This window comes from Micromonospora cathayae, from assembly GCF_028993575.1.
In the GTDB taxonomy this organism is placed as follows: Bacteria; Actinomycetota; Actinomycetes; order Mycobacteriales; family Micromonosporaceae; genus Micromonospora; species Micromonospora cathayae.
In genome coordinates this window covers 5,730,068-5,747,195 of record NZ_CP118615.1, presented here as the reverse complement: position 1 = coordinate 5,747,195, position 17,128 = coordinate 5,730,068, and the positions used below count along the sequence as shown (strand labels likewise).

The following is a 17,128-nucleotide window of genomic DNA, read 5'->3' as shown; positions in this document are numbered from 1 at the left end:
TGCGGCGGGTACGACTGCCCGTGCGTTCCCCGCACCGGTCCCGTTCGTACCCGGGTCGCGCGCCGACCGGCCCGGCGTGGCCCGGTCCACGCGCCGGTCAGGCCGTCCCGGCGGAGAGCCGGACGAACCTGCCGTCCACGACCCGCAGCCAGTCCTCCTCGTGCCGGGACGACGCGCGGCGGGCCAACTCGCCGGTGACGCCGTAGACGGTGCCCCGGTAGCCGAGCTGCCGCAGCCGGTCGACGAACCTGCGGGCAGCGCCGGACGGGTTGTCCGCCTGCCCCGCGCGCGAGACGAGCAGGATGATCGGGGTGTGCCAGGTCGAGTTCGCGCCCATGGCCAGGTAGCCGCCGTTGACGATCAGGCTGGCGACGGTGCCGCCGGTGACCGCGTTCGGCACCGTGCCCAGTGCGGAGTCGCCGTCGTCGACCATGCCCACGGTGTCGACCCAGAGCGGCGGCCCGCCGAGCCCGCGTCGTCCGCCCCACGGTGTGCGGCTGACCACGTCGCGCCGCCCGTCGGACCGGGTGTAGTACCGATGTGAGCCGCTGTCGATCTGCTGCAGGTTGTCTGAGATCCGGGTGGTGGTACGCGCGCCGTGGGGAATGCCGAAACCGATCACCCGATTCCGCCGGTCACGTACCCGCACTGTGGTCAGCGGCCCGGGGTCGGCCGCCGGCGGCGGGGTCGACGTCGGCGTCCGGTGGGGTGGCGGTGACGCCGGCGGGACCGGTGGTGGCGAGGCCGGGGGGACGGGTGGTGGCGAGGCCGGCGGGGCAGGTGGTGGCGAGGCCGGCGGGGCAGGTGGTCGGTGGGCCGAGGTCGGCGGAACGTGGAGCCCGGACGGCGGGTACGGGACCGGGACCGGCCGGGAAGACGGCCTGGGTGGCGGGGGCGGCGGCGCGGGGCGGTAGGCGGCGTCCGGCTGCCACGGGTACGGGCCCGGGGCCGGGGTGCGGGGTGCCGGGCCGGGCGGCATGACGACCAGCTCGCTGTCGGGAACGGGTCGCCGGGCCGGCGGGTCCCCGTACCGGCGGAACCTGCCGCCGCCGCTGAGCGCCGCGCCGGTCGGGTCGAGCTTCAGGTTCGTCGTCGGCGCGTACACCTGGCCCTGGTGGCCGCCCCGGCGCAGCGCCCCGTGCAACTCCTCGGCCGGGCCGCGACCGGAGTGCTCGCCGGCCCGCGAGGTCCACAGCACGAACGGCGTGTACGCGCTGACGCCCGGCCGTTTCAGCACGCCCGCGTCGACCAGCAGCTGCCCCAGTTGCGCGAGCGGGATCAGCAGCACGCCCCGGTCCTTGTGCCGTACCCGCACCCCGTTCCCGGTGATGGGAGCCACGAACAGCGAGAAGACCGGCCCGTCGTGCTGCCAGGCCACCGGCTGCTGCCGGGGCGTGCCGTCGAAACCGGTGGGGAAGGTCCGGTACGTGGCCGCCCGGGCACCCGGCATGATCTGGGAGAAGTGGTGGGCGAAGTCGTCGCTGACCGGGAACGCCAGGCCCTCGACCCGTCCGGACGCATCGGTGAACTCCATCACCCGCAGGTCGGTGAGGGTGAGGCCGGGCTCGTGCTGAGCGGTCGGCGGTGGCACCGGTGGTGTCTGCCGGGTCGGCGTCGGCCCGGTCGGCGGCTCGTCGTCGGTGACCTCACCGAGCACCCGCCCCCGGTTGGGGTCCGCCGGGACCACCGTGCCCTTCGGCGGGAACAGCGAGTAGCGGCCCTGGTCTGCCACGGAGAGCTTGCCGGTGACGAAGTTCATCGACACGACGTTGCTCGCGCCGTGGAGACCGCGATGGTCGCCGAGCTCGTGCAGCCGGCGGCCGAACTGCGCGGCAGGCCCGGTGGGCCAGGCGTGCGTGCCGACCCAGCAGACCACACCGAGGAAGCCCCGGAACTTCTCGGGAGGGAACTTCGCCAGGTAGCGGGCGTTGTTCAGCAGGTCGACGACGACGTCACCGGGCACCCCGATCACGTCCGGCTTGATCCCGTTGCGCATCCGGATCCAGAAGTTGTCCTTCGCGCCGTGGGCGAGCAGCAGCGCGTCCCACTTCTCGTGGGCCTGCCGTAGCCGGTGCTCGGTGCCGGGCGTGCCCTTCGCGGCGTTCGTCGCCGGCTTGCTGCTGTAGGTCAGCGGGCCGCCCGGGGTGGTGTTCAACACGAACTGGGCGTCGGCGTTCGAGTCGTCGATCTTGGTGGGGAAGGCGACCCCGGCCAGCACCCCGTCGGCGTAGTACAGCGGTCGGATGTCGACCTCGCGGGGCAGCAGGGGGGTCGGCTCGTGGCTGCGATGCCAGATCGGCCTGGTGATCCGGCCGGTGTCGGTCACCTGCGAGCCGACGTTGACATGCACGGTCCGGAACAACCCGAGCCGGCGCAGGTCGTCCCGGAGGCTGCCGGCCAGCCGCTCGGCGTGCCGGGTGGAGAAGGTCGCCGGGAGCAACACCAGCACGGACCGGTCGTTGTACCGGCCGGCGACGTCGCGGAACGCGCGGGTGCCGACCAGCACCCGGGGCAGGCCGGTGACCGGCAGCGTGTAGTGGCGGCCGGTGTCGTGCCCGTCGCGTACCGACAGGTTCTGGTCGTCGAGGGAACCGACCCGGACGATCACCGGCAGCGTCTTGCCCCACGGCGCGCGGTCGAGCAGCATGGCCCCGTCGGGCTTGCCGTAGTACTCCATCGGGATGTAGCTGGTCTCCTGCAACCACCGGTCGTACGCGGTGTCGGGCATGATGTGGAAGTACTCGGTGGCGGTGGGGTACAGCACCCCCACGTCGCCCCCGAAGGACTTCCCGCTCGTCATCTTCAGGGCCCGGACGCCGTCGGAGGGGACCTGCGCCATCGGGGCGGTCGGCCCGGTGGCCGGCAGCACCCCGGTCGTCGCGCGGACGGTCCGCTGCCGGGTGTCCACGCCGAGGCCCCGGGCGAAGTCGTAACCGGTGTGACCGGTGTCGTCACGGACCCCGGCCAGGGGCGAGGCCAGCGTGACCGCGACCGTCGGTGGACCGCCGAGGACGGCCCGCAGCGCCGGATGCCGGGCGACGGCCCGACCGAACTGGACGCCGTCCAGTTCGACCTTGCGTCCACCGGGAGTGCCCACCCACACCCGGCGGCCGTCACCGGCCACCCCGACGACGAAATCGTTGCCGGGTGCGGGCACGCCGCGTCGGCCCTTCACCGCGACGGACACGTCAGCCGGATCACCGGCCAGCGGCAGCACGATGCCCCGCCGGCCGGGTAGCTCCTCGATGTGCAGGTCGTCCACGGTGGGCTCGCGGACCAGTTCGTACCCACCCTCGTTGACGCGGAGCGCGTTCTCCGCCTGCGACGGGGGCAGCGAGGCCCTCCCGGTCGGGTAGTAGACCTTGCGGTAGCCGCCCAGCGCGGTCTGGCCGTCCAGGAACTTCTCGGCGGCCTGACGGGGGAAGGGGCTGCCCGGCGGGGCGTCGAGGACGACCAGGACGATCGGGCGGTCGAAGTCACCGTCGTCGACCTTGCGGAAGTCCGGGTCGGCGGCCAGCACGCCGGGCAGGTCCGCGGGCGGGACGGTGACCGTGCCGCCGTCCCGCCGGGGCAGCAGCAGCGACCGGCCGTCCGGGGCGCCCTTGACGAACAGGAACAGCGGCCGGCCGCCCGGCCGGTCCGCGTCGGCGGCCCACGGCGCGAGCGAGTAGGTACGGTCGCCCTTGGCGTCGAAGTGCAGCACGGTGTTGCGGGCGGCGGCGCTGGTGTCGCTGGCGTACGTGGTCAGCTTCCGCACGTCCGCGTCGTCGCTGAGCAGCGAGATGCCGAACGCCTCGCCCTGCGCGTCGAGGACCGGCCGGATCCGGGGCTTCGCCGACGGTGGTGGCGGCGTACCGCCCGACAGCGGGTCGGTCAACTCCGCCGCCGTGAACCGGGTCGGCTGGTACGGGGTCTCCCGGTCCAGCATCTCCTCGTTCGGGTCGGGGCCGGTGTCCGATCCGAACTCGGAACCGCTGTCCGTGTCAGCGTCAGAGTCGGCGGTCGGCGACAGCGGGGCGGCGGTCGGCGACGACGGCGGAAGCACCGGAGACGCCGGCGGCGCGGACTGCGGGTACGCCGACGGGGCCGGCGGATGGTATCCGTGGGTCACCGGCGGTGGGAAGAACACCGCGAAGTCGCCGCCGTGGTCCAGCGCCAGCCGGCCGGCCACGACCGACGGGGAGGTCTGCGCGGCGTGCACGTCGCCCCGGTAGCCGTAGCTGCGCTGCGCCGCCGCCGTCAGGTCGTAGCCGAGATTGCCGGGCTCGGTGTGCCAACCCGCGTACGGCGACAGCAGCACCAGCGACGTCGTCGGGTCCGCGTTCCGCACGTCCAGCAGCCCGGTGCCGTTGACCATCCTGATCACGTCGTCGGCGCCGAGTCGACGCCGGCCACCGCCGACCGTGGGCGCGTACGCGTACCGCCCGTCGGACTGGTCGAAGTGGACGACGAACGGCCGGCGGCCCCGGCTCGCGGCCCACTGCGCCGTCTGCCGCCTCGGCGGGCCCGATCCGACCGTGCCGTCGTACCCGTCGAGGTCGCCGACGGTCGTGACCTGCTGCCGCCGCGCCCAGGCGGCGGTCCGCTGGCGGTTCGGCGGATGCTGGGCGTAGCTGACGCCGAACACCCGGCCGGTGGCGTCGCGCAGCGGGAGCGGGGGCAGCAACTCCGTCCCGTCGTCGGCCGGGTCGGTCGAGGGCTGCGCCGGGGCGGTGGTGGGCGCGAACGGCACCAGCCGCCCGGAACCGTCCCGGTCGTCGTCGGAGGTGGTCTCGACCAGCAGGTCGGCCGGTGGGTCATCGTCGTCGTCGGAGAGGGAACCGACCAGGAGATCGGCCGGCGGGTCGTCGTCGTCCGAGGTCTCCCCGGTCAGGAACCCGGCGGCTGGGTCGTCGAAGGAGTCGGTCTCGGCCAGGAACTCGGCCGGTGGGTCGGAGTCGGCCCCGGGGCTGCCCGGTGGGGTGGTCCGGAACTCGGTCCGTAGGTCCAATTCGTCGGCCAGGTCGGCGACGTCGGCCAGGGCTTCCTCGACACCGCTCATCCGTTCGTGGGCTGCGTCGAGGTGGGCGGTGGCCCGGTCGTAGGCGGCCATGGCCGTCGGCTGCTGAGCCCGGGCCCGCGCCAGGGTCTGGTGGGCGGCGGCGAGCCGGCCGGGCAGGGTCCGCTGGGCCTGGGCGAGGGGTCCCTGCCGGTACGCCGAGACGAGGTCCGCGACGCTGTCGCGGACGTCGCGTCCGGCCGCGGCGGCGAACAGGGCCCGCTGCGCGGCCCGTGCCATGTCGAGTTGCCGGGCGGCGCGTCGGACCCGGTCGTCGGACGGGAGGGTGGCGAGCGCCCGTTCGGCGCGCGCGGCGTCCCGGGCCGCCGCCACCGCCTCCGCCCGGTGCCGGCGTCCCTCGGCCAGCAGTTGGGCGAGCCGGTCGTGCACGTCCCGCAGCGCGGCGAGGTCATCGGCCGTGTCGTCGATGCGGTCGCGGGCGCGTCCGGCGAGGTCACGATGGTCGTCGAGGGTCACGCGTTCCCGGTCCGCCGCCGCGAGGGCCTGCTGGACCGGCCGTCGGGCCCGCGTCGTCTCGGCGTGGGCGCGCTCCGCCGCCTGGCGCAACGTACCGGTCCGCTGCCGGTCGTAGCGGCCGGTGGCCTCCTCGACGGCCCGGTCGGCCGTCTGGTCGAGCCAGTGGGCCTGGTCGGTGCGCTCGGTGATCTGCTGTACGTCCAGCCGGACCTGGGCGGCCACCTGATCGGCGGTGGTGGACAGTGTGGCGGCCTCGTGCTGCCACCGCTCGACGTCCGGTGTGGCCGGCAGCAGCGGGGCGATGTCGTCGACGATCCGTCGCGCCGTCGGGGCGACGTCGTCCAGGTCGGTGCTGGTCTGGGTGACCAGGTCGTCGAGCAGGGCACGGGTCCCGGCCGGGTCGAACTCCCCGAGTGGGGTGTCCGGGCCCAGCAGGTGGTCGAGTTCGGTCACCGTCACGTCGGCGTCCGGGTCCGGGCCGGCGACGAACCCCAACCACCGGGTGTCGTCGGTCACCGCGCCCGGCAGCGGCACGCCGTGCTCGTCGTACGAGTCGGTCAGCGAGACGATCGCGTGGCCGCTGGTCCCGGCGAACGCCACGCCCTGCGGCGCGACGATCCGGGTACCGGGCAGCTCCCGGGCCAGCCGGGCGGCGAACCCGTCCCGCCGGTCCAGGCCGGTGTCGCAGGCGATCAGCACCACCGGCCGGCCCTGCCACCTCGGGTTCTCCCGGATCATCCGGGCCAACTGCCGGGGGGAGATCCGGTCCGCGCCGACGTGCAGGCTGTCCGGGCCGGCGTGCGCGAAGACGTGGAAGCGGTCGTCGCGGGCCGGGAACCGGCGGGCCGGTCGGGGGATGCCGGTGTCGCCCGGGGCGGCGAGCAGGATGCCGGCCGGCACGTCGACCGCTCGGGGCGGGCCGTCCGGGTCCCCGGCCGGAGGCGACCCGGTGCCGTCCTCCGGCCCGAACCGCCAGCGACCGACCTGGTTCTCGTCGGCGCTGAACGCCCGACCGTCCTCGCTGTCACCCCCGACGTCGGAGCCGTCACCGGCATCCGAGCCGCCCTTGTCGGCACCGGACTCGTCGTCGGCGCCGGACTCGTCGTCGGCGCCGGACTCGTCGGAGTAGAGATCGGCGTCGAGGTCGGAGTCCGTCTCGTTGTCGAGGTCGAGGCCCGGGTCCGGCTCCGACTCGGAGCCGGGGTCGAGGGTGTCCGGGCCGAACCCCAGACGCTCGGCGAGCCGTACCGCCTGCTCCCGGATCGCCCGCGCCCGCTCCAGGACGGTGTCCGTCGCCCGGCTGGCCTGGATGCCGTCGCGGAGGAACAACGCGGTGTTCTCCAGGTCGATGCCGGCGTTCCGACCCAGCTGGTCGGCCTCGTCCAGGCTCCGCACGAGAGTGTCCACGGCGGTGTCGACGTCGCCGGCGACGGTGGGCACCCCGATGTCCGCAAGCTCCCGCCGGACGTGGTCGAGCCGGCCCCGGACCTTGGCGGCGGCCCGTACCGTCTCCCGTAGGCCGCCCTGGGCCTCTTTGCCGCGGCCGGGATCGGTGCGGTAGCCGTCGATCGCGGCGCGGACCGACGCCAGCGCGTCGTCGAGGCGACCGACGATCCGCTCGGCCTCCCTCGCGTTCTCGTCGAGCGTCGGGGCGATCCGGTGGAGCTGTTCCGTCCTGAGTAGCGTCTCGGTCAGATTCCGCCGGGTCTCCTGGACGGTCTCCTGGACGTAGTCGAGGTATCCCCGCGCCAGGCGCAGCGCCTTCCGGGCCTTCGTGGCGTCGGTCTCGGCCTGTTCGAGAGTGTCCCGGTGCTGGTCGACCAGGGCGGTGAACCGTCGCATGTCCGGGCTGGCCGGGTCGACGCCGTGGTCCCCGGCCTGTTGCGTCAGGTTGTCCAGAAGCCGGCTGGCCGTGCGCTCCTCGACCAGCCCGTCCCTGGTCCGCTGCCAGGCGTCCCGGATCTCGTGCTGCATGGCCGAGGCGCGGTCGAGGTGGGTGTCCAGGCCGTCGTGGAGGGTGCGGGCCGATGCGATCCGGTCCACGGTCAGCGCGGCGACCGCGTCGCGGAGACGGGTGAGCTGCGTGGCGTTCGGCACGATGGTGGCGGCGGTGTCGGTGAGCTGCTGGTCGAGCCGGTCCGGGGTGGCGACCGGGAGCGCCCTGCCGATCCGGTCGACCAGGGTGGCGAGCTCCTCGGTCTGCTTCCGGGTGCCATCGAGATCCTGGTGGGCGCGCAGGGCGCGGATCTCCAGCGGGGCGAGCGGCCGGTCGGCGAGATGCCCCCCGTTGTCGTCCAACCGGTCGAAGTGGGTGGACAGGAAGATCTCCTGGTCCAACCGGGTCGGTGCCCGGTCGCCGAGCAGCGCGTTGTCGAGGTAGTCCCCGATGGTGCCGTCGACCTCCTCCGGCTGGGCCCGACTGAGGTGGAAACCGCCGTCGGGATCGAGCAGGCCATGGTCGCGCAGGGCGGTCGTGACGGCCGGATCGCCGGCCAAGGCGGCCCCGACCTGCCGGTCGATCAGCTCCCGGATTTCGTCCCGGTGGGTGCCGAGGAAGTCCCGCGCCGGCGGGGAGAGCGCCGCGTGCAGCGCCGCCGGTCCGACCCGGGACGCCGCCGCCAGGTAGCTCTTGTACATCCGGCCCTGCCCGGGACGGGTGACCTCGGCGGCGTGGGAGTAGGAGAGCGCGGCCACGTGCGGGTACACGATCGCGAGGACACCGGCGATCTCCTCGGCGTCCAGCGGGTTCGCGGCGTCACCCGCCCACTGCTGGTAGCGGGTACGGACCTGGTCGACGACGGTGAGGCCGTCCTCGATGATGCCGCGTCGGCTGCGCGGGGAACCGTCGGTCGGCACCGCCGAGGAGTTGTCGGAGACGTGCCGCAGCAACCGGGTCGCACCCGCCAGGGGGACACCGACGGTGTACTGCGTGTAGGGGCGGTCGTCCTTCGGGTTCAGCACACGTCCCCGTACCGTGACGCCCTGGCCGAGCGGGGTCACCCGCCAGCCCTCGGACTCCGGGAACATCTCCCGTAGGGAGACCTCGTCGCCCACGGTGAGGCCGTCGAGCCGCCGGCTGGCCTCGACGGTCAGCTTTGCCGCCTCGGCGCGGCCGGGTCGGTCCTCCCGGCGCGATACCTGGAACGGCGCGCTCACCACCTCACCGATGAGGGCCTTGTCCTTTTCCTTGCGACCGTCGCCGGTCCGGGGATGGTAGCTGTCGACCTTGACCTCGACGGTGCCGCTGGTGTGGGTGACCAGCACGTCGTTGTAGCCGATCTCCTCCGACGAGACGAACTCGTGCCGGCGGCCCTCGATCTCGATGCCCATCGCCGGTCGGGTGCCGGTGTCGCCGTCGGTGGGGCGGGGGCCGCTGACCTGCGGGGGAAGGCCGCCCCGGTCGGGGTCGAGGGCGGTCGCGGTGGTGTCGGCGATCTGGTCGAGGTGACGCTGGTGGATCTTTCCGGGCGCGTCGGGGTCGACGGTGGCCATCAGCGAGTCGTCGGCGTGCACGTGCGCCGAGGTCGGGCTCTGGTTGAAGAACCGCCGGACCGGGATGCCGTCCGGGCCGGTGAGCCGGGTGTCGAGGTTCTCGTCGTAGAGGCCGAGGTAGTGGCCGAACTCGTGGGCGTACTCCTGGTCGGGGCCGTCGACCGACCAGGTGGTCTGGGTGGTGGGGGGCGGGTTCTCGCCGTACAGCCGGATGGTGGTGTCGGCGTCGTCCGGGCCGACGAACTCGACGTGGGCGTGGAACTGGCCGTCGCCGAGCCGGTAGCCGTGGTTGAAGACCCCGTCGACGGCGGCCCGCGCGCGGTCCTGGACGTCCGCAAGGTGCAGCTGGGCGGTCGGGTCCTGCGGGGCCAGGTGGATCCGGACGGTGAAGTCGTGCACGGTGTCGCCGTCGGGGGTGGTGAGCTGGCGGTACCGGTACGCGATCGGGCCGGCGAGGTGGGTGAGGGTGGGTCGGGTCACCGGGCCGTCGGTGGGGGGTTCGAGACCGGCCGCGCGGTACGACCCGGTCACCACGTCGGGCAGCGGACCGGTCCGCTGGCCGGTGGGGATCACGTCGTATGCGGTGGTGTGCGCGCGCCGGGGCGGGACCGTGGGACGCAGCCGGTCGATGGTGTCCCGGTCCACGACGGTGGGCGTGCGCTCCGGGGTGCGCGGATCGACCCGACCGCCCGGCACCGGTCCCCGGCCGCGCGGGGCCGGCCGGTCCGACACCGACGCCGACCGGAAGACGACCTGGTTCTGGCTGTCCAGGAACCGGGTGAGCCGCACCGTACGGCTGGCGTCGGCGACCGGGAACGTCGTCGACCCGACCCCCTCGGTATCCACCACGATGGTCAGCCCCAGTGTCCGGGCCGCCGCCATCACCACCGCGTCGGACGCCGCGTACCGCTGCCGCCGCTCCGCCGCGTCGATCGGGTCGGCCGGCGGCAACGCCTCCGGGGCGTTGGCGGTGGCCCCGATCCGCTGCGGTCGGGGCGGCTGCGCGGCGATCGCGGCGGCGACGAAGTGCCCGTACCCGTACGGGTTGTCGAGGCGGTGCGCCCGGAACGGCTCCAACACCTCCTTCTGGTAGGCCTCCCGGACCCTCTTGTGCTCCTTGTCCGTCATCCCCGTGCGCCGCTCGGGAAGGGAGATGGAGTCGAGGACCTGCTGGCGCAGCGTCGTCGGCGCGGTACCCGTCTCGGTGCCCAGCACGTCGTACAGCGAGCCCGGCCGCACCGTGGTGGGGGTCCCGCGGTTGGTCGCGGCGGCGTTCGCGAACTCTCTGAGGATCGTGTCCCGGGTGTTGGACACCGACAGCAGGTGGGCGGCGTACACCTTCTGGTCGGGCGGCAGACCGACGCCCGCGTCGCTGTCGCGGAACCCCAGCGAGATGGACGGGGCGAGCGTGTTGACCGCGGCGTCGCCCAGGTGCTTCCGGTCCTCGTCGCTGAGGTCGCCGATCCACGAGGACGTGGACTGCCCGGCGTCGAGCGGTAGGGCGTACGGGTCCGCCTTCGACGCGTTGTTCTCCCCGTACGTGGTCAGGCTGGTGCCCTTCTTGGCCCCTCTGATGGTCGCCGACCTGCCCCCGGGGCGGTTCGTCGTGTCGAGCCCGAAGAAGCGGCCGGACACCCCGCTCATGTTGGTGTGGGTCTGCCGGATCGTGTGCTCGGTGAGGTACTGGAAGGCCAGCCGGGACAGGTCGGTGGGGGTGGCCGAGTCGAAGAAGTCGACCACGAACGGCTCGCCCCGGGTGGGATGCGGTACGGCGTGCGTGGTGAACCGGGGGGTGTCGTCGTCCGACGTCGGGGGCGTGCCCTCGTCGACCGGGAGGGCGGGCAGTTCGGCCTGGAGGACGCGGTGCAGCCGTTCGCCGAGCATGTTGAACTCGGCCCCGGCGTCGCCGAACCGTACCGTCGGATGGCCGACCACCACCAGACCGTCGACGAAGAGGTTCGGTTCCGGCGCGTACGGCAGCAGCGGGTGGATCCGCTCCTGCCGGTCGCGGGTGTACATGTCGTCGTCGATCTCCCTGGTGAACTCCTGGACGAACTCGTGGGCCGAGTCCTCGTCGTCCAGGAGTCCGATCAGGTCCCGGTACTTCTGCTGGGGGCCGGGGTCCGCGGTGCCCCGGATCGCCTTCTCCAACCGGGCGCGGACGTCGGCGACGAGCCTTTCGGGCGAGCCGACCCGGTAACCGCCGACCATCATCAGCGGGCGCATCGGCGTGTCGAGCGCCGGTGGCAGGGCGGCGTTCCGGTCCTCCTCGTCGACGCCGTCCCAGTCCATCGTGTCGTCGGTGTCCGGGTCGGCGTCGGCGTGCTCGTCCAGATCCATCAGGTCGCCGCTCTCGGGCGTCGGATCGGTCAACTCCCGCAGCCGGTCGAACATGTGCGGACCGTCCGACGACGTGGCCGGCGAACCGTCGGAGTCCCGGCCCCGGACCGTCCGCGGGGCGTCCTCGTAGTCCTGGATGGAGACGTACGGGTAGCTTCCCCGGGCGACCAGCGCCTGTACGGCCTGGGTGGTCTCCGCTGACCCCAGCACCTTGTTGCGGGCCGAGCCGAACGGGAAGATACCGGTCGGCGTGATCAGGTCACCCAGCACCGCGACCGGGACCGGCAGGTCGGCGACCGCCTCGGCGGCCCGGTCGACCGCGTCCTGCAACTCCCGGCCGGCCTGGAGGTTCCGGACGTTGAAGGAGACCACGATCGCGACCCGGGGTGGTGGCTGGGTCAGCCCGGCCAGGATCGCCTCGATCACCTTCGGTAGTTTGTCGATCTTGTCCGCTTCGGCGATCATGTTGACCACGAAGCCCATGGGCTGCCCCTGCGCGATGAACTCGTCCCGTATCGCGGGGTAGTTCTCGCCGGTCACCTCCTTCTGCTCCGCCACCAGATCCTCGAACGCCTGGTTGCGCCGGGGGGTGATCGCGACCGGTGGGGACCTTCGGGCTCCGTACCAGACCGGCGGTGTGTCGGTCCGCTCCTGGGACTGGGGCGGCGCGGTCTGCTCGGGGGCGTGGGGCGGGGCGGACTGCTCTTGAGCGTGGGGCGGGGCGGCCTGGGTCTGGGTCTGGGCCTGGGGCGGTGGCGGGGGCGGGGCGGTCTGGGCCTGGGGCGGGGGAGGCCCGGCCACCTCCAGGTCCGTGCGGGGTTGCGGGACGGGCGGCTGCGGGGACGTCTCCGTGGCCGGGACGTGGGTCGGCATGACGTGGAAGGCCGGGTTCTCCGCCCCGCTGGGCGGGCTCGCCAGGTCGCCCGCCTGCCCGTCCACCATCACCACGTGCCCGGTGGCGAGTCGGAACGCGTTGACCAGGTGTCCGGCCACCGGCGCGCCCTGGGCGGTCTGCGCGGTGGGGAACGACCAGGCCAGCACGGTACGCGAGCCCGGCGGCAGCGCGCCCAGCGTCTGGACGGCCCCGTAGATGTCGGTCGGCTGGCCGAACGTCCCGCCCATCTGCGTCTCGAGCGTGTGCAGCCCGCGCATCAGACCGGCCTTCGGGGCCGGCTGCGCGGGATGCCCCGCCGCCATCCGGTCGACGATCTGGACCGTCAGGTGACAGTTGGTGTCCTGCCCGCCCAGCTTGACCGGGTTGACCGTGCCGAGGTCCGGCATCAGGGCGTCCCGGACGATGGCCAGATCGCCGCTGGCGTCCCGGTGGGTGATGCTGTTGGCGGTGATGACCGGGGGCAGGCCCGGCCCCGGTACGACCGAGACGTGATCCAGCAGCGCCACGAAGGCCGCGTCCCGCTGTGCGATGAGGACGGCCCGGTCCTGCTCGCCCAGTTCGGGGTTCGCCGCTGCGGCCCGGAGCAGCACGAACTGCTCGCCCAGCGGGCTGGGCGGGGCGGTCGGCGGTGCCGGCGGCATCGCGAGCTGCGGCTGTGGCTGAAGCTGCGACTCCGGCTGTGCTGGTGGCTGGTTCTCCGGTTCCGGCTCAGACCGCCGGTCCCGTGCCGGCTGCTGTTCGGTTGTCGGCTCCTGCTCCGTCCTCGGCTCCTGCTCCGACGTTGGTTGTTGTTCCGAAGCCGGCTCTTGCCCTGAGGCCGGTTGTTGTTCCGACGTCGAGCCCTGCTCGTCGGAGGTCGGTTGTCGTGGTGAGGGCGGTTGGACGTGGACTGCCGGCTGCGGCTCTGGCAGGTCGATCTGCATCGGGTCCGGGGCCGGCTCGTCACCGATGCGCAGGTGTTCCAGGTCCGAGATCAACACGCCGACACCGTCGATGCGCAGCCTGTTCAGGCTGGTGATCACGGCGTCGACGTCGACGGCAGGGGGATCCGTCACGCCGGCGATCGGCGCGGCCGGCCCCGGGTCCGACGGCCCCGGGTCCGTCGGGCCGACGTCGGAGCCCTGGTCCTGCTGTCGGATGGGTTCGCTTCCGGCACGGGTCTGCTGCCCGCTGGGTCCGCTTGCGGTGCGGGTCGGGGGTCCGGAGGGTCCGGTCTCGGTCGGGGGTGGGCTGGCCGGGCCGGTGGAGCGTGACGTGCCGGCCGGGGTGGCGTCGGTCGCGGTGGACACCGGTACCGGGCCGGCAGGCGTGACGACTGCCGGGGACCCACTGTCCCGGCTGCCCCAGACCACGTCCTCCGGATCGACCACCGGGGCCACCGGCGTTCGGCCCACCGGGTGCGGGTTTCCGGTGCTCGACGGGTCTGCCGGGCTGGCGCTGAACTCCGAGCCCGCCCGGACAGGCGGTGCGTCCGTCCGGGTCGGACGGTCACCGTTGACGACCGGCGGCACGGCACCGACATCGCTGCTCCCCGGACCGGTCTGCGTGCCCGTCGGACCGGTCTGGGTGCCCGTCGGATCGAGTCCGCTGCCGGTCGGTCCGGCCTGCGCGATCGGCGAGGTCGACGGACGATCGGTGGAGCCGACCGGTGGCCCGGACTCGGTGGTGCTCTCGGGGACGGGGGCGGTCGGCTGGGTGTCGCGTGGCTGGGTCAGGTCCGCCGGGGGATCGGTCGGGCCGTTCGTCGGGTTGGTGACGGGGTTGATCGGCTGGGTGCTCGGCTGGGTGGTCGGGCTGACCGGTTCGGTGGTCGGATCGGTGGTCGACGGTGACGTCAGCGACGGAGGCTGCTGCCCCTGGCCGTCCGTGCGTACCGGTGGCTGTGTCTCGGGCTGGGTGGGCGGCCCCGACTCGGGCTGGCGTACGGTCGGCGGCCGGTCGGTGGTCGACGTACCGTCGGTGACCGTCGGGTCCGGGCCGCCCGGCGGGCCGGCGTCGCCCCGGATCGGGCCGGGACCGACGGGCAGGGTCTCGAAGTCCGGTAGCCCCTGACGCGTGTCGGCGGCGTCGGTCGGCCCCGGGTACGGCCCGGAAGGCGACAGGACGGGCGGTGGCGGCCGGTCGTCGGAGCCGGTCGGACCGCCTGATCCGTTCGGCCGGGGCTGGGTGGCGTCCACGAGGACCGGCGGCGGCACGGGATCGGTGGTCCTGGCGGTGGGCGGCTGCACGACAGGTGGCGGCACGACGGGGGGCGCGTCCAGCAGCGGCGGCGGTCCACTGCGGTCGGACCGTCCCTGGCCGCCCGGTCCGTCGCCGCCGCTTCCGTCGCCGGTGGTGTCGTCGTCGCCTGGCCCGTCGCCGGTGCTTCCGTCGCCGCCCGGCCCGTCGCGGGTGGTGTCGTCGCCGGTGGTGTGCGGGCCGTCGGTCTGCTCGTCGCCGGTTCCGGACGGACCCTGCGGGGTGGACTCGTGGCGAGGGCCCTTCTCGTTGTCCCCGCCGGAGGATCGGTTCCCGGCCGGGTCCGGTCCGCCGTCGAGAGCGGCCAGGTTCTTGTTCTCCGGCGGGCCGTCCAGCTTGCCGGCGTCCGGCGGCCCGTCGCCGAGGTACTCGCCGGTGTCGTGCGCGTACCGGGTGGCGTAGGAGCCGACCACGGAGGACACCGCGGTGGCCAGCGCGTTGAAGTCGGAGAGCCCGCCGATCATCGCCATGAACGCGAACTCGCCGAGCACCTCGCCGATCGCGCCCAGCCCGGCCTGGCCGTGTGCGGTGCCGCTGAACTTGGGAAAGTACCGACCGCCGATCTGGTGGACACCGCCGGCGACGCCGCCGATGAAGGCACCCGCGCCCACCGAGAGGAAGAAGTCCGAGAAGTCGAAACCGCCGTCCTTGTTGCCCTTTCCGAGCACGATGGCCTGGGCGATGATGTTCTCGGCGCCTTCCTGCGCGCCCTCCTCCGCCGCCTCCTGCGCGAGGCGGAGGAGCAGCAGGTACAGGTCGTTCTTGAGACGGTCGAGCAGCGCCTGGGTGACCCGCTGGCCGATCTTGATGTACGCCGGGATGAGCGTGGCACCGAAGCCGGAGGCCATGGCCAGGGCGATCTCCACGACGATCATGAACGCCGCGACGACGATCTGGGTCTGCCCGTAGTCGATCTGCTGGTTGGCCTGGTCGGCGACGTGACCCGCGATCAGCAGCTTCCCGGACCCCTGCGGGAGCGGTCCGGTGATCGTCCGTTGGTACTCCTGGAACGCGTCACCGGCCGGGCTGTCGAGGTTGCCGTGCAGTCCGAAACCGAGAGCCTGCGTCGCGCCGATGGTGTCGTACAGGGTCCGGCTGAGGCCCTCGAGTTCGTTGCTGAGGTCCTTCAGTGCGGACGGGTCGCCCTTGGGGAACTCCTCACCGACGGTGTAGAGGATCGCGTCGTACGCCCACTGCCAGTTGGGGTCGTTGGGGATGTGGAAGTCACCCATGGCCGAAGTCAGGTCGGATCGACGAGCAGCGGAGCGGCCGACCCGTCCGAGCGGAAACTGACCAGCAGCGGCTGGTAGTCGGGCGAGAACGGGTCGAAGTCCAGGTTCGCCTTCGGTTTGACCAGGAAGAACTGGTCGCCGTCGGAGTCGAGCGGCCGGCCGTCGGGGCCGGTGACCGTCCGGCCGCCCAGCGGGACGATCGCGTCGTAGTGGTTGACGTCGGCCCGGGAGGTGCCGTCGGGCAGCGTGGTCAACGACCGAAGCTGGTAGCCGGCGGGGACCGGGTCACCGTCGATCCGGACGCCCGTGGTGGGGTACCCACGGAACGCGGAGATCGCCGGGCTGAACCGGGTGGGTTCCGCAGGCAACTGGGCGTCGTAGGCCCGCTGGAGCGGGTCCGTCGAGTCGACCGTGAACAACAGGCCCGGTCGGGCCAGGGTGGTCTCGTCCTCGTCCCGCTCCGAGAACAGCGCGGGGGAGTTGCGCGGCAGCTTGTCGGGGATCCCCTCGGGTTCGCTGGCACCCGGTCGCCAGCGTGGGAGCTTCTCGGGCAGGTCGTCGAAGACACCGCCGATCGTGCGACCGGCCAGTTTCGCGTCGTCGTCTGCCTGACCGTAGCCCTGTCCGCTGAGCCGCAACCCGACGGCCGCGTACTCCACCGACCCCCGGACGCCGAGAATGATCCCTTCGACGACGTCGATGGTCTGGTCGAACTTGTCCTTGAACTGGTTGCCGATCTCGTCGTCGCCCCAGGCGGGGGCGAACCGGTCCCGCAGCCCGTACAACTGGCGCAGGTAACCGTCGTAGCGGGCGAGGTGGTCGGCGTACGCGTCACCGACCCGGGTGACACCGTCGGGGTCGACCCAGACGTGACCGTTCGGCTGGCTCACGGCTGCTCCGGTGCCAGGCCGAGCATCCGCCGGACACCGCTGGTCATCCGTGGTCCCCCGGGCGGCAGGTACATGTCGGCGCCGGCCTCGCCCCGGACCATCCTGGCCGCGTTCATCCCCTCCGGCAGCAGCGGCGCGATGATGTCCGCCGCCCGGTCCATGACCTGCTCCTTCGCCTCGGCGTAGGTCTGCAGGATGGCGGCCTGCAACTCGACCGGGGTCATCCGCCGGTACGCGCCGGTCGGGAAGGCGATGCCGGTCAGCACACCGTTCTGGCCGACCGTCACCGTGACCTCCCGGCGGGGAGAGGTGACGGAAGCCGTGATCTCCCTCATCCGTTCCTGGAGCTCGGTCAGGCTGCTGCGCTGACGTTCGTACTCCGCGAACAGCTCCTCGATGCGATCGTCGAAGCTCATCGGCCGCTCCCTCCTACGCCCGGTCAAGTAGAGGGATCGGGCCGGGCACGCGGGAAGGGCACCAGGGGGTTCCGGGCACGAACGTGCAACCGCTCTTCCCGACCGCACGC

Annotated in this window: 3 protein-coding genes; all 3 read right to left on the bottom strand. The window is 73.2% G+C overall.

Going from position 1 to position 17,128, the window contains the following annotated elements:
• Positions 1-97: 97 nt before the first annotated feature.
• From PVK37_RS25270 to PVK37_RS25260, 3 genes are read right to left on the bottom strand one after another with little or no spacing between them, the layout of a single operon-like run.
• Positions 98-15,712 (bottom strand): WXG100-like domain-containing protein, encoded by a 15,615-nt coding sequence (locus tag PVK37_RS25270; RefSeq protein WP_275030303.1) that lies wholly within the window; start codon positions 15,710-15,712, stop codon positions 98-100.
• An 8-nt stretch (positions 15,713-15,720) separates the two neighbouring features.
• Entirely contained in the window at positions 15,721-16,602 is an 882-nt protein-coding gene (locus PVK37_RS25265) for a hypothetical protein (RefSeq protein WP_275030302.1), read from the bottom strand.
• Complete coding sequence (locus PVK37_RS25260; protein ID WP_275030301.1) at positions 16,599-17,018, bottom strand: YbaB/EbfC family nucleoid-associated protein; 420 nt, start codon at positions 17,016-17,018, stop codon at positions 16,599-16,601. The genes PVK37_RS25265 and PVK37_RS25260 overlap by 4 nt, the downstream gene beginning before the upstream one ends.
• Positions 17,019-17,128: the final 110 nt, after the last annotated feature.

Bases quoted from the DNA above. Each gene is read 5' to 3' on its own strand.
- PVK37_RS25270 (WP_275030303.1), bottom strand. From the start codon at position 15,712: ATGGGTGACTTCCACATCCCCAACGACCCCAACTGGCAGTGGGCGTAC.
- PVK37_RS25260 (WP_275030301.1), bottom strand. From the start codon at position 17,018: ATGAGCTTCGACGATCGCATCGAGGAGCTGTTCGCGGAGTACGAACGT.